Annotated in this window: 19 protein-coding genes; 6 read left to right on the top strand and 13 right to left on the bottom strand. The window is 72.1% G+C overall.

The features are described from left to right. Window positions 1-6: 6 nt before the first annotated feature. From ACTHMF_RS07695 to ACTHMF_RS07660, 8 genes are all read right to left on the bottom strand, one after another. On the bottom strand, window positions 7-1,404 hold the full coding sequence (locus tag ACTHMF_RS07695; RefSeq protein ID WP_440316956.1) for a S10 family serine carboxypeptidase-like protein: 1,398 nt from the start codon (window positions 1,402-1,404) through the stop codon (window positions 7-9). Next, window positions 1,404-2,612, bottom strand: a complete 1,209-nt coding sequence (locus tag ACTHMF_RS07690) for a M20 metallopeptidase family protein (RefSeq protein ID WP_440316955.1) — start codon at window positions 2,610-2,612, stop codon at window positions 1,404-1,406. The genes ACTHMF_RS07695 and ACTHMF_RS07690 overlap by 1 nt, the downstream gene beginning before the upstream one ends. Further along, the gene (locus ACTHMF_RS07685; RefSeq protein ID WP_440316954.1) at window positions 2,612-3,415 is read right to left on the bottom strand and encodes an ABC transporter ATP-binding protein; all 804 of its coding nucleotides are present in this window, start codon (window positions 3,413-3,415) and stop codon (window positions 2,612-2,614) included. The genes ACTHMF_RS07690 and ACTHMF_RS07685 overlap by 1 nt, the downstream gene beginning before the upstream one ends. Then, window positions 3,415-5,340 (bottom strand): dipeptide/oligopeptide/nickel ABC transporter permease/ATP-binding protein, encoded by a 1,926-nt coding sequence (locus tag ACTHMF_RS07680; RefSeq protein ID WP_440316952.1) that lies wholly within the window; start codon window positions 5,338-5,340, stop codon window positions 3,415-3,417. The genes ACTHMF_RS07685 and ACTHMF_RS07680 overlap by 1 nt, the downstream gene beginning before the upstream one ends. After that, complete coding sequence (locus ACTHMF_RS07675) at window positions 5,337-6,356, bottom strand: ABC transporter permease (RefSeq protein ID WP_440316951.1); 1,020 nt, start codon at window positions 6,354-6,356, stop codon at window positions 5,337-5,339. Before ACTHMF_RS07675 ends, ACTHMF_RS07680 begins: the two co-directional genes overlap by 4 nt. 3 nt (window positions 6,357-6,359) lie before the next feature. After that, window positions 6,360-7,934, bottom strand: a complete 1,575-nt coding sequence (locus tag ACTHMF_RS07670; protein WP_440316950.1) for an ABC transporter substrate-binding protein — start codon at window positions 7,932-7,934, stop codon at window positions 6,360-6,362. A 102-nt stretch (window positions 7,935-8,036) separates the two neighbouring features. Next, the gene (locus tag ACTHMF_RS07665) at window positions 8,037-9,482 is read right to left on the bottom strand and encodes an aldehyde dehydrogenase family protein (protein ID WP_440316949.1); all 1,446 of its coding nucleotides are present in this window, start codon (window positions 9,480-9,482) and stop codon (window positions 8,037-8,039) included. Then, window positions 9,479-11,149, bottom strand: a complete 1,671-nt coding sequence (locus ACTHMF_RS07660) for a thiamine pyrophosphate-dependent enzyme (RefSeq protein ID WP_440316948.1) — start codon at window positions 11,147-11,149, stop codon at window positions 9,479-9,481. The genes ACTHMF_RS07665 and ACTHMF_RS07660 overlap by 4 nt, the downstream gene beginning before the upstream one ends. A 152-nt stretch (window positions 11,150-11,301) precedes the next feature. On the opposite strand from ACTHMF_RS07660, the gene ACTHMF_RS07655 reads away from it, so the two are divergent. Beyond that, window positions 11,302-12,042, top strand: a complete 741-nt coding sequence (locus tag ACTHMF_RS07655) for a FadR/GntR family transcriptional regulator (protein ID WP_440316947.1) — start codon at window positions 11,302-11,304, stop codon at window positions 12,040-12,042. A 278-nt stretch (window positions 12,043-12,320) separates the two neighbouring features. Here the strand turns inward: ACTHMF_RS07655 and ACTHMF_RS07650 are convergent, their stop codons facing one another. Continuing rightward, window positions 12,321-13,226, bottom strand: coding sequence for a sirohydrochlorin chelatase (locus ACTHMF_RS07650; RefSeq protein ID WP_440316946.1), 906 nt, complete (start codon window positions 13,224-13,226; stop codon window positions 12,321-12,323). After that, window positions 13,223-13,597, bottom strand: coding sequence for a nitrite reductase small subunit NirD (nirD, locus tag ACTHMF_RS07645; protein WP_440316945.1), 375 nt, complete (start codon window positions 13,595-13,597; stop codon window positions 13,223-13,225). The genes ACTHMF_RS07650 and nirD overlap by 4 nt, the downstream gene beginning before the upstream one ends. A 221-nt stretch (window positions 13,598-13,818) precedes the next feature. On the opposite strand from nirD, the gene nirB reads away from it, so the two are divergent. The 3 genes from nirB to ACTHMF_RS07630 are packed head-to-tail and all read left to right on the top strand — an operon-like array spanning window position 13,819 to window position 18,318. Beyond that, complete coding sequence (nirB, locus tag ACTHMF_RS07640; protein ID WP_440316944.1) at window positions 13,819-16,389, top strand: nitrite reductase large subunit NirB; 2,571 nt, start codon at window positions 13,819-13,821, stop codon at window positions 16,387-16,389. Continuing rightward, window positions 16,386-17,186: a uroporphyrinogen-III C-methyltransferase gene (cobA, locus tag ACTHMF_RS07635; protein ID WP_314146449.1), complete on the top strand. Its 801-nt coding sequence runs from the start codon at window positions 16,386-16,388 to the stop codon at window positions 17,184-17,186. The genes nirB and cobA overlap by 4 nt, the downstream gene beginning before the upstream one ends. Before the next feature lies 1 nt (window position 17,187). Then, window positions 17,188-18,318: a uroporphyrinogen-III synthase gene (locus tag ACTHMF_RS07630; RefSeq protein WP_314146450.1), complete on the top strand. Its 1,131-nt coding sequence runs from the start codon at window positions 17,188-17,190 to the stop codon at window positions 18,316-18,318. Window positions 18,319-18,328: 10 nt separating this feature from the next. On the opposite strand, the gene ACTHMF_RS07625 is transcribed toward ACTHMF_RS07630, so the two are convergent. The 3 genes from ACTHMF_RS07625 to ACTHMF_RS07615 are packed head-to-tail and all read right to left on the bottom strand — an operon-like array spanning window position 18,329 to window position 23,425. Then, a complete protein-coding gene (locus ACTHMF_RS07625; RefSeq protein WP_440316943.1) occupies window positions 18,329-19,903 on the bottom strand; it encodes an FAD-dependent oxidoreductase in 1,575 nt (524 codons plus the stop codon). Continuing rightward, complete coding sequence (locus ACTHMF_RS07620; protein WP_440316942.1) at window positions 19,900-22,002, bottom strand: molybdopterin oxidoreductase family protein; 2,103 nt, start codon at window positions 22,000-22,002, stop codon at window positions 19,900-19,902. The genes ACTHMF_RS07625 and ACTHMF_RS07620 overlap by 4 nt, the downstream gene beginning before the upstream one ends. 13 nt (window positions 22,003-22,015) lie before the next feature. After that, entirely contained in the window at window positions 22,016-23,425 is a 1,410-nt protein-coding gene (locus tag ACTHMF_RS07615; RefSeq protein WP_440316941.1) for an MFS transporter, read from the bottom strand. A 239-nt stretch (window positions 23,426-23,664) separates the two neighbouring features. On the opposite strand from ACTHMF_RS07615, the gene ACTHMF_RS07610 reads away from it, so the two are divergent. Together ACTHMF_RS07610 and ACTHMF_RS07605 are read left to right on the top strand one after the other, a co-directional pair. Continuing rightward, window positions 23,665-24,882, top strand: a complete 1,218-nt coding sequence (locus ACTHMF_RS07610) for a molybdopterin molybdotransferase MoeA (protein WP_440316940.1) — start codon at window positions 23,665-23,667, stop codon at window positions 24,880-24,882. Between the two features lie 99 nt (window positions 24,883-24,981). Beyond that, complete coding sequence (locus ACTHMF_RS07605) at window positions 24,982-25,236, top strand: DUF6457 domain-containing protein (protein ID WP_440316971.1); 255 nt, start codon at window positions 24,982-24,984, stop codon at window positions 25,234-25,236. The last annotated feature ends 210 nt before the right edge of the window (window positions 25,237-25,446 follow it).

Genomic DNA, 25,446 nt, shown 5'->3' with positions numbered 1-25,446 from the left:
CCGTCCTCATGCGCTCAGGAATGTCCGAAGGTCGCCGGCGAGCGCGGCCCGGCTCGGCCGGTCCGTGTACATCATGTGCCCGGCGGGATAGCGCCGGTCCACGATCCGCTCCCGCGGCAAGCCGTACTGGGCGAGCAGGTGCTCCAGGGACCCGACCGTGGTAAGCGCGTCGAAGTGCCCTGTGCCGAAGAACAGCCGCGCGTCCGGGTTGGCCCGCAGCAGGGCGGACAGATGCGCCGGGTAGTCGAACACGGCGAACGGCGACGGCAGCGCGCTGCCGCCGAACCGGCCGACGGCGGTGGCCTCGAGGTAGTCCCAGCCCTCGTGCGCCGCAACGGAGAAGCGGTACGGACGCACGTCCTCGATCCCGAACACATCGCTCAGCAGCTCCCTGGTGGCCGCGAAGACCACCGGGTCGATGCGGACCGACGCCGCGTCCACCTCGGGCTCGGCGACGGCGGGCCGCGGCGCCCGCACGGTGTAGCGGGAGTCCGTGAGACCGACGGCGAGGCCGCGGTCGGCGAGCAGCGCGCGCCGGAAATCCTCCTTGTCCACCCGGAGCCGCCGGGCGCGGAGGTCGTCGGCGCTCAGCCCGGTGAAGCCGGCGAGCCGCTCCACCAGCTCGGGCGACCAGGCCTCGGTGCCGAGTGCGGCGGCGTACTCGCCGACGGCGAACGCGTGCGCTCGTGCCGCGACGGTCTCGAGTGGGTCGGCGCCGTGCGCCCCGCGGCCGTGGAACCACGCCGTCGCCGCCAGGAACGGGAGCGCGGCGACGAAGCCGGCCGCGTTGCCCGGGCGTTGCGTCGTCTCCTGCGCGTTGAGGCACTGGCCCAGCATCGCCACCCCTGCGGGTGCCGGGGCGCCCGCAGCGACGAGCGCCGTCGCCGTCAGCGCCGCGCGAATCGTCCCGTAGCTCTCGCCCAGCAGGTAGACGGGGGCCGCGGACCTGCGGTGCCGCAGAATCCAGGCGAGCACGAGCTGCGCGGTGAGCGCGGCGTCGCGGTCGGCGCCGGTCACGCGCTCGGCGGCGCCGGGAGCCTGCCGTGCGAACCCGGTTCCGACCGGATCGACGAAGACCAGGTCGGCCACGTCGAGGATGCTGTCGGTGCTCGCCTCGAGCGCCCCTGCCGCGGTCGGCGCTGCCGTGAGGTCTCCTGGCACGGCGGCCGCCCACGGCCCGAGGCCGCTGACGTGCAGCCAGGCCGACGAGCAGCCGGGACCGCCGTTGAAGAGGAACAGCACGGGACGCGCCGGCCCGCACTCGTCCCGCAGGTAGGAGAACGTCCAGGCGTCGCCGAGTTCGGTGTCGTCGTCCCCCGTCAGCGGGAACCGCTCCGCGAGCGCGGTGAACGCGATGGTCTGCCCACCGGCGGTGAGGGTGCGCCGCTCCTGCCGCGGCGCCATCAGCGCTCCCGCACGGCGACGTGCGCAAGGGCCATGGCCGCGAGCGCGGCCGCCTGGTCGGCGAGGATCGCGTCGTCGAAGAGCACTCCTGACGAGTGGTTCGGCGCGACGGTTTCCGGATCGAGGTGCCTCGGCGTCGCCCGCAGGAACACGAACGTCCCCGGCACCTCCTGCAGCACGGAGCTGAAGTCCTCCGAGCCCATCACCGGCGCAGGCGAGAGCAGGACACGGTCGTCGCCGAAGAGCTCCGCGAGCGTGGCGAGCGCGCCCGCGGCGCGCTCGGGGTCGTTCACCGTCGGCGCGCACAGCACGTCGAACCGGGTCTCCGCGCGGCAGCCGTGAGCGCGGGCGATCCCGTCGATCAGGTCGGGCAGCTCGGCCGTCAATCGGTCGAGACTCGCCGCGGACAGCATCCGGATGGACGCACCGAGGCTCGCGCGGTCGCCGATCACATTCCGCGCCTGCTCGCCGGCCCGCAGCTGCGTGACCGTGACCACCACCGGGTCGAAGACGTCGAAGCGGCGGGTGACGAAGGCGTTCAGCGCGGTCACGAGCTCGGCGAGCACCGGCACCGGGTCGCGTGCGAGGTGCGGAGCGGATGCGTGCCCGCCGCGCCCGTGCACCGTGACCTCCAGTTCCGCGGCACCCGCCATCAGCGGCCCCGGTCTGGTGGAGAACACGCCGTAGGCGCCAGGGACGACGTGGATGCCGTACGCGGCGATCGGCCGCGAACCGGTGACCTCCAGCACACCCTCCTCGATCATCCGCACGGCGCCGTCGCCCGTCTCCTCCCCCGGCTGGAACATGAACACCACGTCGCCGGCGATCCGATCGCGCCGCGCCGCGAGGATCCGGGCGGCGCCCACGAGCCCTGCGAGGTGGAGGTCGTGCCCGCAGGCGTGCATCGTCTCGCCCGTCGCCCGGTAGTCGAGGCCGGTGTCCTCGCGCATCGGAAGCGCGTCCATGTCGCCGCGCAGCAGCACGGTGGGGCCGGGCCGGGCGCCGTGCAGCACCGCGGTCACGGAGTCGAGCCCGTCGCCGAGGCGCAGCTCCAGACCAGCGTCCGCCAGCGCGTCGAGCACCCGGCGCTGTGTGCGCGGCAGACGCAGCCCGAGCTCCGGGTCGGCGTGCACGGCGCGCCGGAGCGCTACCAGCTCCGGCAGCAGGGCGTCGGCGTCCTGCCGCAGCGTTTCGTCGTGGGCGGGCATCAGGCTCCGATCGTGCGAAGGAGGCGGTCGGTGCCCGCGTTCTCGATGCGCGGGATGGCCGCCACCAGCTCCTGGGTGTACGGATGGCGGGGTTCCCGGACGATCGTGTCGGACTCCCCCTCCTCCACAACGGCGCCGCGTCGCATCACGGCCGTGCGATCGGCGATGTACCGCACGACGGCGAGGTTGTGGGTGATGAAGAGCACGGACAGCTCCAGCTCGCGCTGCAGGTCGCGCAGCAGGTTGAGGACGGCGCCCTGCACGGAGGCGTCCAGCGCCGAGGTGATCTCGTCCGCCACGATCAGCCGCGGGCGCACGGCGAGACAGCGTGCGATCGCGACGCGCTGACGCATCCCGCCTGACATGTGCGCCGGATACTGGTCGACGACGCCCGACTTCAGCCGCACCAGCTCCAGCAGCTCGCGGACGGAGGCCGCGCGCGACTTCGCAGACGCGCTGCCGTGCGTCGCCAGCGCCTCATCGAGCGTCTCGCCGACAGTCATGCGCGGGTTCAGCGACGAGAACGGGTCCTGGAAGATCATCTGCACGTCGGTCGCGCGCTTGCGCCGATCGCGGCCGCGTGTGGCCAGCAGGTCCTGACCGCCCAGCATCACCGTCCCGCCGCTCGCCGTCTGCATTCCCGCGACGACGCGTGCGAGCGTCGACTTGCCGGAACCGGACTCGCCGACGAGCCCGACGACGGAACCGCGCGGCACCGTGAGCGACACCCGGTCGACCGCGTTGAACGCCGTCCTGCCCGTCCCGAAGGTGACAACCAGGTCCTCGATGACCAGCTCCGCCATCAGGCCACCGCCTTCGTCGTCTCGACCGTCTCGCGCAGTCCGCCGCCGTGCTGGGGGTGCCAGCAGGCGACGGCGCCACCGTCCTCCCGCGGACGCAGCGGGGGCGCCTCTTCGCGGCAGCGGTCGGTCGCGAACGCGCAGCGCGCGGCGAAGGCGCAGCCCGTGATCGGCCTGCTCAGGTCCGGCGGCTCGCCGGGAATCGTCGCAAGCGGGCGCTCACGATCGGTGTCGAGGTCGGGCAGGGATGCGGCCAGCGCCCGCGTGTAGGGGTGCGCGAGCCGTTCCGGCTGCGCGAGCAGCGCGACATCCACATCCTCCACGATCCGGCCGGCGTACATCACGAGGATGCGCTGGCAGAGCTCGGCGAGCACGGCGATGTCGTGCGAGACGACGATCGCGGCTGCTCCGGTCTTCTCCACCTCCCGGCGCAGCAGGGCGAGCACCCGCTGTTGCACCGTGACGTCCAGGGCAGTCGTCGGCTCGTCGGCGATGATCAGCGACGGCGATCCGATCTGCGACATGGCGATGAGCGCCCGCTGCCGCATCCCGCCGGAGAACTCGTGCGGGAACTGCTTCGCCCGACGCTCCGCATCCGGGATGCTCACGTCGGCGAGCGCGCGCACGGCGCGCCGGTGCGCCTCAGGCCGTGAGGCGCGCTCGTGCACGCGCGGCACCTCGGCGAGCTGCGCGCCGACGCGGAGCGCCGGGTTCAGCGCCGTCAGCGAGTCCTGGAAGACCACGCCGACCTTGGTGCCGAGGGCCTTACCGGTCTCGCGCGCGCTGCGCCCGGTGAGGTCCTCGCCCGCGAACCGCAGCCGCCGCGCGGTCACGGCGGCGCCGGCGGGCGCGAGTTGCGCAACTGACATCATCGTGACGCTCTTGCCGCTGCCCGACTCGCCGACGACGCCGACGATCTCACCGGCGCCGATGCTGAACGAGACGTCCTGCACCGGCCGGATCCAGCCGTCGGGGCCAGGGAACGAGACGGCGAGGCCCTCGACCTCCAGCAGCGGCTCGCCCGCGGCGGGGCGCTCGAACGCCGGGGCTGTCGCAACGGGCGCAGGCCCGAGCTTCTTGGCGCTGAGCGCGCGACCCCTTCCCCGGTTGCGCATGTGCGACGCGAACGACTCGCCGAGCATCCCGAACGCGATGCCGGCCACGACGACCATGACCCCCGGGCCGACGATGGCGGTCGGGCTGCTGTAGACCTGCGCGAAGCCCTCGCTGAGCATGCGGCCCCAGTCGTAGTCCGGCGGCTGGATGCCGACGCCGAGGAAGCTGAGGCTGGAGAGCGCGAGCAGACCGCCGCCGACCGAGATGGTCACGTTGACGATCACGGGCTCGGCGATGTTCGGCAGAACGTACCGGCTGAACTGGCGGCCACGGGAGACACCGAGCATGCGCGCCGCCGCCAGGTACTCCGACCCGCCGACGCGGGAGGACAGGGTCTGCGCCAGGCGCGCGAACGAGGGCGTCATGGTGAGCGCGAGGGCGATCACGGCCGTGGTCGACCCGGCGCCGAGGAGGATCACCGTCAGCATTGCGAGCAGCAGGACCGGGAACGCGAGCCACGTGTTGATCACGGCACCGAACGCGCGCTGGGCGCGCGGTCCGAGCACGGCGGGCAGCGCTCCCAGCAGGAGGCCGGCGGCGGCGCCGAGCAGCGTGGCCAGCAACGCCATCCCGAGGGAGGTACGGGTCGCCACGAGCGTGCGCAGCAGCAGGTCCCGTCCGAGCGGGTCGGTGCCGAGCGGGTGCGCAGCGGACGGGCCCTGCAGGATCGCGTTCGGGTCCGCGGAGGCCGCGGCCGCCCCCCACAGGATCGGCGCGAAGACGGCGAGCAGGACGAGGACGACGATGACGGTGGACGAGACCAGCGCCATCGGGGACGTCAGGAACCAGGGAGCGCGACGGCGGGTGCTCATGCTGTCTCCAGGAGGGTCGTTCGGCGGTCGAGCACCGAGAGCACGATATCGACCAGCAGGTTGACGAGGAGGATCACGGCCGCGTAGACGATCGCCAGGCCCTGCACGATCCCGTAGTCCTTGGTGGTGATGGCCTGCACGAACGCACTGCCCATCCCCGGCCAGTTGAACACCTGCTCGACGAGCACGCTGCTGGCGACCATGGTGGCCAGCAGGGATCCGCCGAGGGTCAACGTCGCCGTGAGCATGTTGGGCAGCGCGTGCCGGAAGTAGACGAGCGCGGACGGCAATCGCTTGGAGTGCGCGGTGCGGATGTAGTCGTCGCCCAGCACGCCGAGCGCTTCCACCCGGGCGATCCTGGCGAGCGAGGCGGACGCCCCGATGCCGAGGGCCAGCACGGGCAGCACGAAGGACTCCGGCCCGGACATCCCCGCCACCGGGAAGGCCCGGAGGGTGATCGCGAACACGATCACCAGCACCACCGCGAGCAGGTACTCGGGGATCGCCGCGAAGAACCCGGAGACCCCGGTGAACGCGACCTCGGCGCCCTTGCGGCGGTTGCCCTGAGTCCAGATCGCGACGAAGAGCCCGACCGGGACGGCCACCAGGAGGACGAAGAGGAACGTCACGCCGGCCAGCGCGATGGTCGCCGGCAGCCGATCGGCGACCAGTTCCGAGACCGACCGGCCCGTGATCAGCGACGACCCGAGGTCACCGTGCAGCAGGCCGCCCACGTAGTTCACGAACTGCACGATGAGCGGCTGGTCGAGGCCCAGCTGATGCCTGCGCTCGTCCACGACCGACTGCGGAGCCGTCGCACCGAGTGCGGCGCGCACCGGGTCGCCTCCCGCGGCCCGCAGCACCACGAAGGCAGCGGTGACCACCACGAACAGCGCGATGGCCATCCGGAGCACCCGGCGGACGAGGAAGGACAGCCACGGGCCGCCGCCGCGCCGCGGCCGGCGCCGGGCGACGGCGGCGGTCGTCGGCACGACCACTGTCGACTCGTGAGTCATCTGCTACTTCGTGATCCGCAGGGTGAGCGGGTCGAGCGTCGTCTTGTTGAGACCGAATTTCACGCCGTCGCCGTACATCGTCTGGGTGGACGAGTAGAACGGCAGCACCTCGAGGTTCGCGAACAGCTGGTCCTGAGCCTTCTGCCACGCATCGCAGCTGTCCTCGCCCGCGAGCTTCTGCGCGGCGCTCGCGAGGTCGAAGTACGTCGTGTCGGTGTTGTACGTCCAGTTGCCGCCCTTCGGGGGGAACTCGCCGGAGAGGATGCCCTGCCAATCGCTCGGCAGGCTCGTGAAGATCGGCGCCCACACGATGTCCCAGTCGCCGCCGCCGAAGATGACGTCGGTGTATGCCGAGGACGGCGAAGGGACGCCGTTCACGCCGACCTTCTTCAGCTCGGTCTGCATGAGCTCGATCGCCGCGGTGGCGCCAGGGCCCTCCTTGGCGGGGTAGAGCAGCTTCATCGTCAGTTCCTTGCCGTCCTTGTACCGGAAGCCGCCGTCGCCCAGCTTCCAGCCGGCGGCGTCGAGCTTCGCCGCCGCAGCGGTGAGGTCGAACGTCGGGAGGGCGGATGAGCTGTCCATGGTCGTGCACGCCGCCCCGAAGTTGGAGACGAGCGACACGATCTGCGAGCCGTGGCCCTGCGAGGATACCTTGCCGATCGCCGTGCGATCGAGCGCCTCGGCGATCCCCTGGCGGACGGCCAGGTCGTTGCCGGGCCGACCGGTGGCTTGGTTGAAGAAGATCATGCCGGGACGCAGCGGAACCTCGATCTTCTCGGCGAACTTCTGTGCCGAGAGCCGGTCGCGATCGGTGCCGCCGACGGTGGCGATCTGGGCCTGGCCGGTCTGGACCAGGTTCGCCGCGGTCGCGCCGCTCTCGACGACTTGCGCGGTGACGGTCTTGGGCAGCCCCTCGGCCTTCGACGTGACGCCGTTCGCGCCCCAGGTGTAGTCCGTGCGCAGCTCGAACGTGTACTTCTGTCCGGCGGTCGAGCTCTTCAGGGTGTACGGCCCGGTGCCGAAGGCGGCGGTGTCCATCGCGGACGGGTTCTTCAGACCGTCTGCGCAGACGATCGGCAGAGCGCCGATGGTCTCGGCCAGGAAACTCTGGGCCTCGGCGCTGTCGAAGGTCACCGTTCCGGCGCTGTCGTCCGCGGTGATGGTCAGTCCGGTCGCCGGGAAATAGACGCCCTTGTACGGCGAACCGGTCTTCTCGTCCGCGGCGTACTCGAAGGTCGCCTTGACGTCGCCGGCGGTCAGCGGCGCACCGGATGCGCAGGTGATCCCCTTCTTGAGCGTGAAGACGACCTGGTTGGTGGTCGCCTTCCACGATTCGGCCAGCGCACCGACGGCAGGCTTGCCCGTCGGGAAGGAGAGCAGGGACTCATAGGTGTACGCGGCCAGGTCCTGGCTCGCCTGAGTCGCGTTGGTGATCGGGTTGAGCTTGCCGGGGTCGCTCAGCTCCGTGACGGTTATCGAGTCGGTGGTGGCCGACCCGCTGCTGGTCCCGGAACAGCCGGCCAGCGCCAGCGCTGCGGCGGCCCCGACGACAACGACAGCGACGGTGCTTCGTTTCATGAAGGTCCTTTCGGTGGGGGATGCAGGGCATCCGATTGCAGCTAATGATTACTATCAATTATTCAGATACAAGATTTCCGTCGTGTAACGATTGGGTTCGCATCACGAGTCGTCACCGGATGCGGCGAGGCCCGCTGCGCCCATGATCGTTTTGAGCTCGAGGAATTCCTGGAAGCCCTCGGTGCCCGCTTCTCGCCCCAGCCCGGACTGCTTGTAGCCGCCGAAGGGAGCGCCGACGTCGAGCCCGGCACCGTTGATGCCGACCGTGCCCGTTCGAAGCCGCAGGGCGACGTCGACGGCGCGGCGCTCGTCCGCCGACCACACGCCCCCCGACAGACCGTAGTCGCTGTCGTTGGCGAGACTGATCGCCTCGTCGAGGGTGTCGTACGCCGTGACCGCGAGGACGGGCCCGAACACCTCCTCGCGGAAGAGGCGCATGTCAGGGGCGACATCGGCGAAGATCGTCGGACGCACGAAGGCGCCGCCCGGTCGCGGCGGCTCTGCACCGCCGGCGACGAGACGCGCACCGTCGGCGATCGCGGCTTCGATGTGGGCCACGACCCGCTCGCGCTGGAGCTCGGAGGCGAGGGGTCCCATGGCCGTCGAGCTCTCGCGCGGGTCACCCGGCTCCCAGCGCGCGACCTCGTGCACCGCCGCCGCCTCCCACTCCCCCGCCAGCGCCCTGGGCACCAGCACGCGCGTGAGCGCCGCGCAGGTCTGACCCGTGTTCGCGAAGCACGAGCCGAGAACGCCGGCGACCGACTCCGCGACCGGTGCGTCGTCGAGCACGATCGCCGCCGACTTGCCGCCCAGTTCCAGCGCGACGCGCTTGATCCCTCGGCCGGCAGCGACGGCGACGCGCTCGCCGACCGCACGCGATCCGGTGAACGTGACCATGTCGACGCCCGGATGCGCGACCAGCGGTTCGCCGACTCCGGCGCCGTCGCCGAAGACGACTGCCACCACACCGGGCGGGCAGTCCAGCTCGTCGAGGATCTCCGCGACGATCGCGGCGTTCAACGGGGCGACCTCGCTGGGCTTGAGCACCACGACGCACCCGGCCAGCAGAGCCGCTCCGAGCTTGAGCATGATCTGGTGGAGCGGAAAGTTCCACGGAGTGATCGCGGCGACGACCCCCGCCGGCTCGGAGACGACGAGGGAGTTCGACACCGCGGCGCGGTCGACGTGCGCGCGTGCCGCCGCGATCAGGTGCGCGAGGTCGGCGATCGCGACGCCCACCTGGGCCGCCCTGGCGAAGCCGATCGGCGCTCCCATCTCGGCCGTCAGAGTCTCGGCGAGCTCGTCCCTCCTGCGCTCCAGCCCGGCGGCGATCCCCTCGACCAGAGCGATCCGCTCGCCCATCGGCGTCGCGGCCCAGCCCGGGAACGCCCGGACCGCGGCCCGCACCGCGGCGTCGACGTCGGCCGCGTCGCCGGCGACCACCGCACCGACGAGCGACCCGTCCGCCGGGTTGTCGACCTCGATCAGCTCGCGTCCCACGGTGGTCTGGAACGCGCCGTCGATGTAGTGGCCGACGACCCGCGTCATGCCCGCGCCTCCTCTGGCACGAGGTGAGCGTCCGCCTGCAGCGGCGCCGGACGCGGGACGCCCTCGTGGATGAGGTGCCAGGGCGAAGGGAACTCGCCGACGGGAACGTCGATCAGCACGGGGTCACCGCTCGGGACAACCTCGGCGAGCACGCCCGCCAGCTGCTCCGGCGTGCGCGCCGTCACCGACGCGATGCCGAATGCGGCCGCCAGCGCTGGGTAGTCCGGGTTGGTCAGATCGCTCGAGAAGTAGCGGGCGCCGTAGCGGTTCTTCTGGATCCGGCGCACATTGCCGTAGAAGCCGTCGTGGAACACGATGGTGGCGACGCCGAGCCCGTAACGGCGCATGGTGGACAGCTCCTGCATGGTCCAGGCGAACCCGCCGTCCCCGTTCACCGAGACGACCGCGCGGCCGGGGTCGGCGGCCTTCACGCCGAGCGCCGTCGCGAAGCCGTAGCCGAGGGTGCCCTGATAGCCGGGACCGATGTAGGTGCGTGGCTGGTAGGCCGGGTAGCAGGCCGATGCGGCGTATCCCACCTGGGTGAACTCGCTGACGAAGACGCCGTCGTCCGGGAGTGCCGAGCGGATGGCGCCGAGGTACTGGCGCTGCGGCGCGATGTCCTCGAACTGCTCGGTGAGCCACGCCCGGACGCCGGCGAACTCCGCGCTCCGGTCCTCGCGCTGCAGAGTGCCGAGCTCGGCGGCCAGCGCCTCCAGGCCGAGGCGGGCGTCGGACAGCAGCGCGAGCTCGGAGGCTCGGGGGCCGGCGAGATCCGCCGGCTCGGCGTTCATGAGGATGACCGGAGCGCCTGCGGTGTCGACCTGGGAGCCGAACGTGGTGACGAAGCGGGTCCCGATCGCGAGCACGAGATCGACTCCGGATCGGAACGCGCGCAGCGCGAGGGCATCGAACGCCAGCCGATGCCGCGCGTCGAGGGCCCCGCGGCCGTTCTCCGTCATCAGCACGGGCGCCTCCAGGGCCTCCGCCACCTCGCGCAGCGCCGTGGACGCATCGGAGGCGATGACGCCGCCTCCGACGACGATCAGCGGCCGGCGGGCGGAGCGCAGCAGCCGCGCCGCCTCACGGATCTGCTGCTCGTCCGGCGCGGTGGGAGCGTCGCCGACGCGGCCGATCGGCTCCCGGCCGGACAGCGAGGCCAGCACATCCGGCGGCACCTCCAGTGCGACGGGGCGCGGCCGCCCGGTGCGGAGCTGCCGGAACGCCTCCGCCACCAGGCCGGGCACCTCGTCGGCGCTGCGGGCGGAACCTGTCCACTTCGTCAGGCTGCGCAGGATGCCGGTCTGGTCGGGCAGCTCGTGCAGCGCACCGAGACCTTTGCCGATGGCCCGGGAGTCGATCTGGCCGGCGATCAGCAGCATCGGAGAGTTGGCCGAGTATCCGGTCGCGACGCCGGAGAGCGCATTGAGCACGCCGGGGCCGGGCACCACCATCGCGACGCCCACCTCTCCGGTGCTGCGTGCATAGCCGTCCGCCATATAGGTCGTCGCCTGCTCGTTGCGTGCGCAGGTGAAGGCGATGCGGTCCGCCCGCGCGTAGAGCGCATCCGCCGCGTCGTCGAGCTGGACACCGGGAATCCCGAAGACGCGCGTGACGCCCTGCTGGATCAGTCCCTCGGCGAGAAGCTCGCCACCCGTGCGTTCCGTCATCTGATCCTCTCCTCTGGGGCTCATCGAGAACAATATATTCGTTACAATGGTTTATAGCAACTCATTGATTCGCGCCGGATTCCCGCGCCGGGCCTTCCCGGACCGTAGGATGTGGGTGCGCACCGCGCGGCGCGTGAGGGAACGGAGGGCGAATGCCAACACTCTCGGGGGACATCGAGTCGGAGCGACGTGCCTTCACGCACAACCGCGTCCGAATCAGCCAGTCGGTCGCGGACGGCCTGGTGCGCGAGATCGAGGACTCCATCAACCGCGACCGGCTGCCGGCCGGCTACCGGATCGGCACCAAGCAGGAACTCTGCGATCGGTTCGGCGTCGCACCGGCGACGCTCGGCGAGGCGATGCGGGTGCTGCGCGCGCGCGGCCTCATCGAGGTCCGCCCCGGCCCGGGCGGCGGCCTCTTCGTCGCCGAGCAGTCACCCCTCATCCGGCTCGCCCACAGCGTTCTGGCGCTGCGGCAGAGCGGCGCGACGATCAACGACGTGGTCGCCGTGCTCGACGCGCTCGACGCCGAAGTGCTGCGCGACGCCGCCCGGTATCGCACCGACGCCGACTTGGCCGACCTGGACGCCCTGATCGAGGAGCTCGCTGCGGTGTGGAACGACCCGGCCGCCGGGCTGCACTGCAACTGGCGACTGCACAGGCGAATCGCGGAGATCTCGCCCAACGCCGTGCTCCGCACCTTCTACCTGAACCTCGTCGACTACATCGAGTCGGAGAGCGTCGGCGAGTCGTCCACGTTCGACGTGATGGGTTTCCACCCGGACACCGACGAGCGACTGCAGATCCATCGCGATCTCGTCGAGGCCATCCGGTCGCGGGACGAGTCGGCGCAGACCGGCGTGCTGCAGCGCCACCGCACGCTCGGCCGCTGACGAGGAGAGCAACTCGTTACGGGTGCGAAACGGCGGAAGCCCGCCGACCGGCTGCGCGGCGAGTGCGATCTGCGTCATTTCGTCCCCCTCGGCGAGCGGGGACAGCGGCGCTGTCGTAGGAAAAGATAGGCGCCGTGTGGCCGCCTGGACCGCCTGCCGACATTCGCATCCGCTATGAATCCATGGCGAGGCTAGGTGGAGCGGTCATCCGACGGAGCTTCGAGCGACCGGCTGGCGCAGCAGCCCCGAGCTACGTCCGCCACCGAGCTGACCATCTGTTACTGCTGTGTTGCCGCGACATCGATCGGCGGCAAGCGAAAACCCCCGGATCCCGTGTCAACACGGGGATCTCGGGGGCTTGCACGTGGCGGTACCGGTGGGATGTGAACTCTCGTTCGACCCCCTGAGTCCCTTGGCATCCGGGCCAACTTCCGCGGAATGTCAACGAAGTTCAGCGCGATCACGCCTCGATGGGTCGCCGGCGCGGCTTCCTTCCGCACATCCGTGACCCGATTCAGCACGATGTCGATCAGCTCCTGCGGCGTCGACGACGCCAACAGCAGGGGCTCGGCGACCAGGTCGGCTCCCGCGGCCGCGGCGAGGTCCGCGAAGTACCCGGGCGCGAGCAGGTAGGTCGCGATCACGACGCGACCGCCCGGCCTCCGCGATCGCGCCGCCGCAACGGCCTCACCCAACGGCGGCATCGCCGCCGAGATGAATCCGGTGGAGACCGCCGAACCGAGCCGCGCGGCCAGAAGCGCGGTGGTGCGGTGGCAGTCGGCCACTGCGCGCGGGTCGGAGGATCCGGCGGCGGCCAGCACGACCTCGTCCCCTGGCCGGTAGCCGGCCTCCACCAGTCGTCGTACCAGCACGTCGATGAGCCGGAGGTCGGGGCCGAGCGCCGGGGTCACTGTCGTGGGAAGAGGTGAGGCGTCAGCCGCCTCCGCGAGGTCGACGAAGACGTGGTAGCCGGCGGAGAGCAGCAGAGGCACGATCAGCGCTCTCTCGGCCGCCTCCGCGGCCCGCGCGAGCGCCGTGGGCACGTCGGGTCGTTCGACGTCGACATGACAGCCGATGACGTCGACGTCGAGTGAAGCGGCGACCGCATCGACGAGTCGACGAACGGCCGCCTGCCCGTCGTGCGACGATGTCCCGTGCGACGCGGCCAGGACCGTGACGCTCACTCGGCCTCCAGTTCGATCTCGATGAAGCTCCCGACGATCCGCGTGCGGAACGTCCGCAGTGCAAGCGCGGGATCCGTGAAGCACTCTCCCGTGCCGAGGTCGTAGACCTCTTTGTGCAGCGGAGAGGCGACGGTCGGACGATCGCCGCGCGAGCCGACGATCCCCCTGGCCATGACGGGCGCGCCGTCCGCTGCCGGGTCTTCGTGGGCCACCGCGTAGATTTCGCGCGGCGACAGTAGGAAGACCGCGATCTGCCGCATCCGCAGCAGCACCGCCTCCCCCCACGACGGCTCCAGGTCATCGACGCGGCACGCGCGCACCCAGTCGGTCGGCGTTGCATCCGGTCGTGCGGCGGTCTGCGTGATGGTCATGATCCGACGGTAGGGCGCAGATGTTTCAGGCGGCGCTTCGCACTGTTACCTCTCTGTGAAGGCCGCCTCACACGGCGACCGGGTGCGTGTGCGAGCCGTGTTAACGCGCGGTTACACAGACGAAACGGTGGGGAAACCGTGCGTTCGTAGTCTCGAAAGGCACCGGGAGAGTTCCCTCCCCGGTGCGGCGGCTGCCGCTGGAGACACGGAAAGGGGCCCGCATGACGACCGAGCGCACGCTGATCGTGGGAGGCGGTCCCGCCGCGCACCGGCTGGTCGACGCCCTCGTGTCGCGCGGCGGCGGCCACCCGATCGTCGTCGTGGCCGAGGAGCCCTATCTTCCCTACGACCGCGTTCAGCTGAGCAGACGGCTCGCCGACGGAGCGGTCGATCTGACCCTCGAACCGGCCTCCCATTGGGAGGACGCCGCCGTCGAATTGCGGGTCGGCGAGGCCGTGACCGCCATCGACCGGCAGGCAAGAACCGTCACCACCAGCTCGGGTGCCGTGCTCGACTACGGCCGGCTGGTGCTCGCCACCGGGTCCTCGGCGCCCGTCCCCGACATCCCCGGCGCCACGGCCGGCCGCGTGTACCGTACGATCGACGACGTCGACGCGCTCGTCGCCGAGATCGCCGACCTGCGCGAGCGGCTCGGCCGGTCGCCGCGGGTCGCGGTCGCCGGGGGCGGGCTCCTCGGACTGGAGGCCGCGGGCGGAGTCGCCGCGCTCGGTGCGGAGGCGGTCATCATCCACTCGGGCGGCTGGCTGATGTCAGCGCAGCTCGACGAGGGGGCCGGTCAGGCGCTGGGCAGACTGATCTCGGCCCGCGGAATCGACCTCCACCTCGGCACGCGTCCGCGCGAGATCGTGCTCGGCGAGGACGGCCTGCCGGTGTCGGTGCGCTGCGCCGACGGCCGGAGCGTGCCGGCCGATATCGTCGTGTTCGCGATCGGCATCCGCGCGCGGGATGAGCTGGCCAGGGAGGCCGGGATCGCCACGGCCGAGCGCGGCGGCGTGATCGTCGACGAAGCCTGTCGCACCTCCGACCCTGCGGTCTGGGCCATCGGCGAGGTCGCCGCGATCGATGGTCGCACCGTCGGCCTGGTCGCGCCCGCGAACGCGATGGCCGAGACGGTCGCCGACCGGATCCTCGGCGGCGACGCCACGTTCACGACGGTCGACGACGCCACGAAACTCAAGCTCTCCGGCGTCGACGTCGCCAGCTTCGGGGACGCGCTCGCGCGCGAACCCGGTGCACTGGAGATCGTGTACGCCGATCCCGCCCGCGGCCTCTACCAGAAGCTCGTCGTCAGCGACGACGCGAAGACCCTGCTCGGCGGCGTCTTCGTCGGCGACGCCTCCCCCTACGCGGGGCTCCGCCCGCTGCTCGGCCGGCAGCTCGACGCCGAGCCGGCCGCCTACCTCTCCGCCGCGGGGGCCGAGCCCCCCGCGAGCGGGTCGCTGCCCGACGACGCGTTCGTCTGCTCGTGCAACAACGTGACCGCGGGCACTGTGCGGGAGGCCGTCGGCGACGGCTGCCACGACCTCGGCGAGCTGAAGGCGTGCACCCGTGCCGGCACGCAGTGCGGGTCGTGCGTGCCCCTGGTCAAGAAGCTGCTGGAGGCCGAGCTCACTGCGTCCGGCGCCACCGTCTCGCACGCCCTCTGCGAGCACTTCGACCTCTCGCGGCAGGAGCTGTTCGAGTCGATCCGGGTGCTGGAGCTGACCAGCTGGGAGGACACCATCGGGCGGCTCGGCCGTGGCCGCGGCTGCGACATCTGCAAGCCCGCGGTCGGCTCGATCCTCGCCAGCCAGCACAGCGGCTACCCGCTCGACGGCGGCCGCGGCCCGCTCCAGGACACGAATGACCGCGCCCTCGCGAACATGCAGAAGGACGGCACCTACTCGGTCGTCCCGCGCATCCCCGGCGGTGAGATCACCCCGCAGAAGCTCGCGGTCATCGCGCAGGTCGCGACCGACTTCGGGCTGTACACGAAGATCACCGGAGGCCAGCGCATCGACATGTTCGGCGCGCGGCTCGACCAGCTGCCCGAGATCTGGAGGATCCTCGTCGACGCCGGCTTCGAGTCCGGCCAGGCCTACGGCAAGGCTCTGCGCAACGTGAAGAGCTGCGTCGGCTCCACCTGGTGCCGATACGGCGTGCAGGACTCGGTCGGGATGGCGGTGTCGCTGGAGCTGCGTTACCGCGGCCTGCGCGCCCCGCACAAGTTCAAGTTCGGCGTCTCGGGCTGCGCCCGTGAGTGCGCCGAGGCGCGCGGCAAGGACGTCGGCGTGATCGCCACCGACAAGGGCTGGAACCTCTACGTCGGCGGCAACGGCGGCTTCCAGCCCGCGCACGCCCAGCTGCTCGCCTCCGACCTCGACGACGAGACGCTGGTGCGGTACATCGACCGCTACCTCATGTACTACATCCGCACCGCCGACCGCCTGCAGCGCACGGCTCGGTGGATGGAGGATCTTGACGGCGGCATCGACCACGTGCGCGAGGTGGTCGTCGACGACTCGCTCGGCCTTGGCGCCGAGCTGGAGGCCGCCATGGCCCACCACATCGACACCTACGAGGACGAGTGGGCGGCCACCCTGCGCGACCCGGAGCGGTTGCGGCGGTTCCGGTCGTTCGTCAACGCGCCGACCGAGGCCGACCCCTCGATCGCGCGCGTCGAGGAGCGCGGCCAGCTGCGGCCCGCGACAGCCCAGGAGCGCGCGGCCGGAGCCGTGCTCGTGACGGGGCCGACCATCCCGGTCCGCTCGACCGAAGGAGAAGCACCGTGACCATCCGCACCGGAAGCGTCACCCTCGTCGGCGGGGGCCCAGGCGACCCCGAACTCCTGACCGTCGCCGCCGTGCGCGCGCTGGCCGCGGCCGACGTCGTTCTCTACGACCGGCTGGCCCCGCACGAGACGCTCGCCGAGCTCGCACCCGGCGCGCGGCTCATCGACGTGGGCAAGCGACCCGGCCACCACCCGATCCCGCAGGACGAGATCGAGCGCCTCCTCGTCATGCACGCGCTGGAGGGCGCGAACGTCGTGCGCCTCAAGGGCGGCGACCCGTTCGTCTTCGGCCGCGGCGGCGAAGAGGTGGAGGCCTGCCGGCGGGCCGGCGTTCCGGTGCGCGTCGTCCCCGGGGTCACGAGCGCGATCTCCGTGCCCGCAGCGGCGGGCATCCCGGTGACCCACCGCACGGCGTCGCGGATGTTCACGGTCGTCTCCGGGCACGCGCCGCTCTCCCCCGCCGAGCTCGAGCACCTCGCGGGCCTCGGCGGGACCATCGTGATCCTGATGGGCGTGACCAACCTCCCGTCGATCACCAGTGGGCTCGCCCGGTTCGGGATGGACGCGGACATGCCGGTCGCGATCGTCGAGCAGGGCTACTCCACGCAGCAGCGCACGACCTTCGGCGACCTGGGCACGATCCTCACCGAGTCGGCGCGGGCGGGCGTCGGCTCCCCCGCGGTCGTGGTGATCGGCGACGTGGTGCGCCTCGCCCGCGGCGGCGACGCCGACGCGACAGCGGCACTGGCCGGTGCCGCGACGACGACGGCCCCTGCTGCGCCGCCGGTGGGGCCCTGAGGTGGGTGACGAGCGGCCAGGGGTCGCCGCATTCCGTCCCGATCAGCTCGCCGGCTTCCGCATCGGCGTCACCAGCGACCGCCGCTCCGCGGACCTGATCGACGCGTTCGAGCGCCGCGGCGCCACCGTGCTGCACGCGCCGACCGTGCACATGCAGCACGCCGAGGATGACGCGCCGGTCATCGCCGACACCGTGCAGATCATCCGCGCTGCACCGGACGTGCTGCTGGCGACCACCAGCTACGGGATGCGCCGCTGGTTCGAGGTCGCCGACTCGGCCGGGCTCGGCGAGGACCTCCAGCGCTCGCTCGAAGAGTCGACCATCCTGGTGCGCGGCCCGAAGGCGCGCGGCGCTGTGCGTGCGGCCGGGCTCGACGACACGGGAATGAGCGACGAAGAAACCACTGCCTCCCTCGTCGGCAAGGTGATCTCCGAGTTCCCGGCCGGGATCACCGTCGCCGTGCAGCTGCACGGGACGACGGACGAAGCCCAGCTGCAGCGCCTCCGCGACGCCGGCGACACCGTCATCACCGTAGCGCCATACACCTGGTCGGTGGCCGAGGACGACGACGAACGCGCCACCCGGCTGGTGGAGGCCATCGCCTCCCGCCAGCTCGACTGCGTGACGTTCACCAGCGCCCCCGCGGTCGACGGCCTGCTCATCGCAGCGCTCGCCCGCGGGCGGCATGCGGAGGTCGTCGAGGCCTTCCGTTCCGACATCGTGGCCGCGAGCGTGGGGCCGGTGACCTCCGCCCCGCTGATCGCCGCCGGGATCACGCCGTTGCAGCCCGACCGGTTTCGGATGGGCGCGCTCATCCGGCTGGTCTGCGAGCACTTGGAGGCGCAGTCCACGCGTCGCGTCGTCACCCGGCACGGCGAGGTCGAGCTGCGCGGCACGGTCGCGATCGTGGCCGGGACGCAGGTGCGGCTGACCCCCACCTCGCTCTCGCTGTTCCGCGCGCTGGTCGCCGCGAACGGTGCTGTCGTCTCGCGCAAGGACCTGTCGTTCGCGCTGGCCGACGAGTGCGACGAGCACGCCATGGAGGTTTCGCTCAGCCGGTTGCGGCAGAGCCTCGGAATGCCCGGCCTGGTCGCGACCGTCGTCAAGCGCGGCTACCGCCTCGACGTCTGATCCCCGCGGTTCACCGCGCCACGGGATTCGCGGCGAGGAGGCTCGCGATGCGGCCCTTGCAGCCGCCGCACCCGGTCCCCGCTCGGGTCTCCCTGCCGACGCACTCGACCGTGTCGCAGCCTCCCGCGACGGCCTCCTCGATCCGGCCAGCGGTCACGCCGTTGCACCAGCACACGGTCGCGTCGGGGCCGAGCGGGTCCTCGATGGGCGCCGCACCGGCGTCCGCGGCGTCCAGCCGCAGCAGCGCGGACGGCTCGGCCGGGAGGGCGCCGCCGCGTTCGAAGAGCAGAGTGAGCTCGGCGCCGGCGTGCGGCAGCCCGACCGAGACGAACCCGGCGAGCGCTCCGCCGCGCACCACGGTCTTCAGATAGGCGCAGCGCGCGGGGTCGAGCCAGACGCTCACCTCGGCGTCCTCATCCCACGACTCGGCAGCGTTGTCCCCGCCCGAGACGACGTCGATGCCGGTCGCCTTGAGCATCACCGCGGTCGCGCGCTCCCGCAGCGCGACCGCCGCGTCCGCTCCTCCGGTGCCGCCCGCGGCCTCCGCCCGCAACCGCCGCGCGAGGGCGCCCGCCTGCCGCCAGCCGGGTCCGATGAGTCCGCTCGGCGCTCCGGGCACCCGGCCGTCGGCGTCGGCGTCGTCGGGTGAGGCGAGCTGAGCGCAGTCCCCGATGGCGAAGACGTCCGGGTCGCTCCAGCTGCGCAGCTCCTCGTCGACGAGGATGCCGGCCGAGCAGGCGAGACCCGCCGCGACCGCCAGCTCCACCCGTGCCCCCACGCCGCACGAGAGCACGAGCAGGTCGCCGGGGAAGTAGGTGCCGTCGGCGCAGCCGAGCCCATCGAAGACGCGCCCCGACTCCTCGTCGCGGAAGCCGATGCTCTCCGCCCGCGCGTGCGCTGCCATCCGGATGCCACGAGTCCGCGCGGCACGAGTGAGCATCCGACCGCCCGGCTCGTCGAGCTTGCGCGCCATCGGTGTCGGGCCGTGATGGACGACGACCACCTGGGCGCCGTGCTCGGCGGCGAGCAGGGCGAACTCCATCCCGAGCACGCCGGCGCCCAGCACCACGATCGTGCCGCCGGCGGCGACCACCGGCGCGACGGCGTCGGCGTCGGCCAGGTCGCGCAGGGCGACGACGCCGGCCGGCAACGGCCGCGCTCCCTGATCGAGCGCGGCGGCAGGCGCGGCACCCCGGTCGCGACGGGTCTGCTGGAGGCCGTCGAGGGTCGGGATGTTGGCCCGCGCTCCCGTCGCCAGCACCAGCCGGTCGTAGCGCAGCTCTCCGCCGCCGTCGAGGACGACCCGCTGCCGCACCCGGTCGATCGCCACGGCGACGTCTCCGAGCCGGATGTCCGCCCCGGTCGCCCGGGCGCCTTCGGTGTCGGTGACCTCCAGCCGCTCCCGGCCGGCGGCGCCCACTGCGTACTCGGCGACCAGCACGCGGTTGTAGGCGTCCTCCTTCTCGGCGCCGACCACGGTGAGCTCGATGTCGCCTGCGTCGACGGCCGGGAGCAGCTCCTCCACCAGCCGCGCCCCGACCGGTCCGTACCCGATCAGGACGACGCGCAGCGGCCGGGCGCTCATGCGGCCGCCTCGTCCGCCGCGCGCTCGACGGTCACCGCGGTCCGTTTGAACTCCGGCATCGCCGAGACCGGGTCGACGGCCGCCTCGGTGAGCACGTTGGCGCACTGCCGGCCGGCGAAGTGGAACGGGAGGAAGACGGTGTCGATGCGGATCCCGGAGGTGAGCAGCGCACGGGCGGCCACCTCGCCGCGGGCGTTGCGGACGAGGACCGCGTCGCCGTCTCCGATCCCCAGCCGGGCGGCGGTGGCGGGATGAAGCTCCGCGCGCACCTCGGGCTGCGCGGTCACCAGCTCGGGCACCCGGCGGGTCTGCGCGCCCGACTGGTAGTGCTCGAGCAGGCGACCGGTGATGAGCGTGAGCTCGCCAGGCGCCCGGCCGGCAAGGATGTCCCTCGGCTGCACCGGCACCAGGCGGGCGCGGCCGTCGTCATGACCGAAACGGTCGAGGAACAGGCGCGGCGTGCCCGACGAGCCGGCCGGGTACGGCCAGTGCGCGGCCTCCCCGGCCGCGAGCTGCTCGTCGAGCAGTGCATGGCTGAGCCCCGAGTAGTCGGCGACACCGCCGGCGGAGGCCCGTGCCAGCTCGTCGAACACCGCTGCCGGGTCGGTCGGCCAGACCGACGGCGCGTTCAGACGGGCGGCGAGCTCGGCCAGGATGTCGAGCTCGCTGCGCACCCCTGCCGGCGGCGCGATGGCTCGGCGGCGCCGGAGCACCCGCCCCTCCAGGTTGGTCATCGTGCCCTCCTCCTCCGCCCACTGCGTCACCGGAAGCACCACGTCGGCCTGCTCGGCGGTCTCGGAGAGCACGAAGTCGCAGACGACCAGGAGGTCGAGCGCCTGCAGGCCCGCGCGGATCGCCCCGGCATCCGGGCCGGAGACCACGACATTCGCGCCGTGCACCAGCAGCGCGTGCACTCCGCCCGGCCGGCCCAGCATCCCGAGCAGCTCGACCGCCGGAACGCCCGGCCCCGGCAGCGTGTCCGGGTCGACTCCCCACACCGCGGCGACGGCCGCACGTGCTGCCGGATCGGCGATCGTGCGGTATCCGGGCAGCTGGTCGCACTTCTGCCCGTGCTCGCGGCCTCCCTGCCCGTTGCCCTGCCCGGTCAGGGTGCCGTAGCCCGACCCCGGGCGCCCGACCAGGCCGAGCGCGAGCGCCAGGTTGATCGCCGCGGTGGCGGTGTCGGTGCCGTCGATGTGCTGCTCGACGCCGCGGCCGGTGAGGATGTAGGTGCCGCGCCCGCGGGCGAGCCGCCGGGCGACCTCCCGCAGCCGCCCGGCCGGCACGCCGGTATGCTCCTGCACGCGCTCGGGCCACCAGGGGGCGACACTGCGGCGTACGGAGTCGAAGCCGGTCGTGCGCTCCGCCAGGTAGGCGGTGTCGGCGAGTCCCTCGGCCAGGACCACGTGCGTCAGCCCGAGCAGGAGCATGAGATCGGTGCCGGGCGCGGGCTGCAGGTGGATTCCGGAGTCGTCGGCGGTGAGCTGCGCCGTCTGCGAACGCCGGGGATCGACCACGATCAGGCCCCCGGCCGCCCGTGCCCCGGCGAGGTGACCGATGAACGGCGGCATGGTCGCGGCGACGTTGGAGCCCAGCAGCAGGATGGTGTCCGCGTCGTCGAGATCGGTCACCGGGAACGGCATCCCGCGATCGATGCCGAAGGCGCGGTTGCCTGCGGCGGCCGCGGACGACATACAGAACCGTCCGTTGTAGTCGATGCGGGAGGTGCCGAGCGCGAGCCGGGCGAACTTGCCGAGCAGGTACGCCTTCTCGTTCGTGAGGCCTCCGCCGCCGAACACGCCGACGGCTTCCGCGCCGTGCTGGTGCCGGGTCGCCGCGAGCCGGTCGGCGATGAGGCCGAGCGCGTCCTCCCAGCTCGCAGGCCGCAGCTCGCCGGTCTCGTCCCGGATCAGCGGGGTGGTCAACCGGCCCGGGGTGGACAGCAGTTCGGCGGAGGTCCAGCCCTTCTTGCACAGGCCGCCGCGGTTGGTCGGGAACGCCCGACCCGCCACGGTCACCGGGGTGGGGGCACCCGGGGACGGGGTAAGGGTCATCGCGCACTGCAGTGCGCAGTACGGGCAGTGGCTATCGGCGGGCATCCGGCCCTCCGCCCTAGATCCGCACCCCGCGGCGACGGCCGTAGAGCGCGACCGCGGTCGTGATCGCGAGCAGCACCACGTACGCGCAGACGAACCAGAGCAGACCGGCGCCGTAACCGCCCGTGCCCGACTTCGACAGGCCGAGCACCTGCGGGATGACGAACCCGCCGTAGGCACCGAACGCCGACACGATCCCCAGCGCCGCGGCCGCCGTGCGCTGCGATGACACATCCCCTGCGCTGCTGTGCCCGTCACCCGCGCCGGAGCGCAGAGCGAACAGGGTCGGGATCATCCGGTAGGTCGCGCCGTTTCCCGCACCGCTCGCGATGAACAGGATCAGGAAGAATCCGAGGAACAGCCAGAAGTTCGCCAGCGGCAGGGTGACGACGACGGCGAGGGCGCCCGCCGCCATGACGACGAAGGCGGCGATCGTGATCGCGCTGCCGCCGAACCGGTCGGCGAGCCGGCCGCCGAACGGCCGCGCGAGTGAGCCGACGAGCGCCCCGAGGAACGCCAGCGAGAGCGTCGCGCCGCCGACTGGGAAGGCGCTGAAGCCCGGGAACTGGTCGGCGATGAGCTTGGGGAAGACGCTGGAGAAGCCGATGAACGATCCGAACGTGCCGATGTAGAGCAGCGCCATCAGCCAGAGCTCGGGCGCCTTCAGCGCGGCGAGGGAGGCTCTCACGTCGGCCTTCGCGTTGGTGAGGTTGTCCATCCGCAGCCAGGCGCCCACGATCGCGACGATGATCAGGGGCACCCAGATCAGCCCGGCGAGCGGAAGCTGCAGCGTCGCCCCCGCGCCGATGGTGATCACGATCGGCACCGCGAACTGGGCCACCGCCGCGCCGAGGTTGCCGCCCGCGGCGTTCAGGCCGAGGGCCCAGCCCTTCTTGCGCTGCGGGTAGAAGTAGGTGATGTTCGCCATCGAGCTGGCGAAGTTGCCGCCACCGAACCCGGCGAGCGCCGCCACCAGCAGCATCACCCCGAACGGCGTCTCCGGGTTCGCCACGCACACCGCGAGACCGATCGCCGGGATGAGCAGCAGGCCGGCCGAGATCATCGTCCAGTTGCGGCCTCCGAATCGCGGCACCATGAACGTGTAGGGGAAGCGCAGGGTCGCGCCGACCAGGCTCGGCATCGAGATCAGCCAGAACGTCTGAGACGTGCTGAGCGCGAACCCGGCGGCCGGGAGGGAGACCACCACGATCGACCAGAGCTGCCAGACGACGAAGCCGAGGAACTCCGCGAAGATCGACCAGCGCAGGTTGCGCTGGGCGATGGCCGCGCCCTCGCGCTGCCACTGCCTGGGATCCTCCGCGTTCCAGCCGTCGATCCACCGCCCCGGCCGGAGCGTGAGTGTGGAGGCCGGAGGCGCGGCGGCCTCCTCGGTGGAGGCGGCGGGTGTGGAGACGGTGCTGGTCATCGAGGGACCTCCTGGTGGAGCCGTGGGATGAAGGGTGCCTCCACGCTAGGAACGACGTGTTTCGCCCGGCCGCTCGCGACGTGAAGCCGGCGTAACGAACAGCTCTCGCCCGCCGCCCGGTCATGTGAGGTGGCGGAAACGAGCCGTGATCGCTGCGCAACGCTGGCGACATCCCGCGCCCGTACGGTCGTGGGCATCCCGTCGCGATCATCGTCGCCGGGGTCATGGATGGAGGCGCGATGCAACCCGAACCCCACACGGTCGAGAGCTACCAGGCCGCCGTGCTGCGCCTGGTGACCGCCCTGCCCGCCGAGACGGTCTTGCTCGACGAGGCGCTCGGCCGCACGACGGCCGCCGCGGTCCACGCACGCTTGCCCGTCCCCGCGTTCGACAACGCCGCCATGGACGGTTTCGCCGTGCGCGCGGCCGACGTCGCCGCCGCGAGCCGTGAGCGTCCGGCCGTACTGCGCCGTCTGCAGCCGACGCGTGCGGGTTCGCCTCGCCCGCGAGCACTGCGGGGTGGGGAGGCCGTACCCATCATGACCGGTGCCCCCGTTCCTCCCGGCGCCGATCTTGTCGTCCCCATCGAGCTCACGACGAGCGGCTCCTTCGATGACGCTGCCACCGTGGCGCTGTGGCCAGGCGCCAAGCCCAACATCCGACGGCGCGGGGAGGATGTCGCCGCGGATGCCATCGTCCTCCCAGGCGCATCGGTGCTCGGCCCCCGCGACCTCGCCCTGCTCGCGGCGACCGGACGGTCGAGCGTCCGCGTCCATCGCCGGCCGCGCGTCGCGGTCATCGCGACCGGCGACGAGCTGACACCTGCCGACGCGGACGCTGGGGTCCCCGACTCGAACTCGGTCTACCTGTGCGCCGCGGTGCGCTCACTCCGCGGCGAGATCGCGTCGACACAGGTGGCCCGCGACGATGAGAGCGCGCTCCGCCGTGCCCTCGACGAAGCGGCACGCGACGCCGACCTGATCATCTCCACCGGCGGCGTCGGGCCCGGCACTCACGACCTCGCAGGACGCTTCGCCGCCGGCGCACCCGACGGGATGCTCGCCCGCGTCGCCATGCGCCCGGGCCGCCCGCAGGCCCACGGGAGGTGGAACGGCACGCCGTGGCTGGCACTGCCGGGCAACCCGACAGCCGCGTTCGTGTCCTTCGAAGCGTTCGCTCGGCCCGCCCTGATCCGACTCGCAGGCGGCGAGGGCCACAGCGGCCTGGCGGCCGAGACCATCTCGGTCGGCTGCGCAGGACGCCCGGGATCGGTGCGTTTCGTACCCCTGGACGTCGGCCGCGACGCGGACTCGGTATCCGTCGCTCCGCTGGGCTCCCCCGGCCGCGCAGCGCACTCCCTCTCCGCGATGTTCCGGGCTCCGCTGATCGCGATGATCGGCGCCGAGACGGCCGATGTCGAACCGGGCCAGCTCGTGCCCGTCATCGCGCCGGCGTGAGTGCCGACGGCCGTCGTGGGACCGACAGAACTCACCCCCACCGTCTCGTCCCGGCGCACTGCCTCGCTGACCCGCGAGCGACCCGCGTTCGGCCGGGCGATGCGATCATCCGGCTGCGGTTGCGGGCTTCGCTCGACTCGGTGTGTGTCAGTACCCTGTTCGCCCAGCTCGCCCTGCGACCCGTCGATGACCCGGACAGTGTCAGCTTTGACATCGCCCGCCGCGCCGCTCTCCGCGTTCGTCGTCGGGTACGCGGCCGGTCGAGCCGGAACAGGCTCCTTCGACGCCGCTTCAGCTCTGGTCCCCATCACACGTGCGATGGACCTCGCGAATGACCATCACGGCTCCGCGTGATTCGTGCGCGGGCGCGGAGATCGTATGGGGCTGAACAGCGCTCTCAATAGAAGACAGACACGGCTCCCGCCACCGAACGTTCGACGGTTCTCAACCGCCGACGAATCAGGACGTCCCACTCCCGTTGCGGACCCTCACCGTCGACATTCTGCGCCGAAGAAGAGGTCGGGCCGAGAATATTCTGTTCAGGCGCCAGAGCGAATTCGCGCC

Source organism: Leifsonia sp. (assembly GCF_051955155.1).
In the GTDB taxonomy this organism is placed as follows: domain Bacteria; phylum Actinomycetota; class Actinomycetes; order Actinomycetales; family Microbacteriaceae; genus Leifsonia.
Note: the sequence above shows the minus strand (reverse complement) of the source record. Positions and strands in the feature narration are given on the sequence as shown.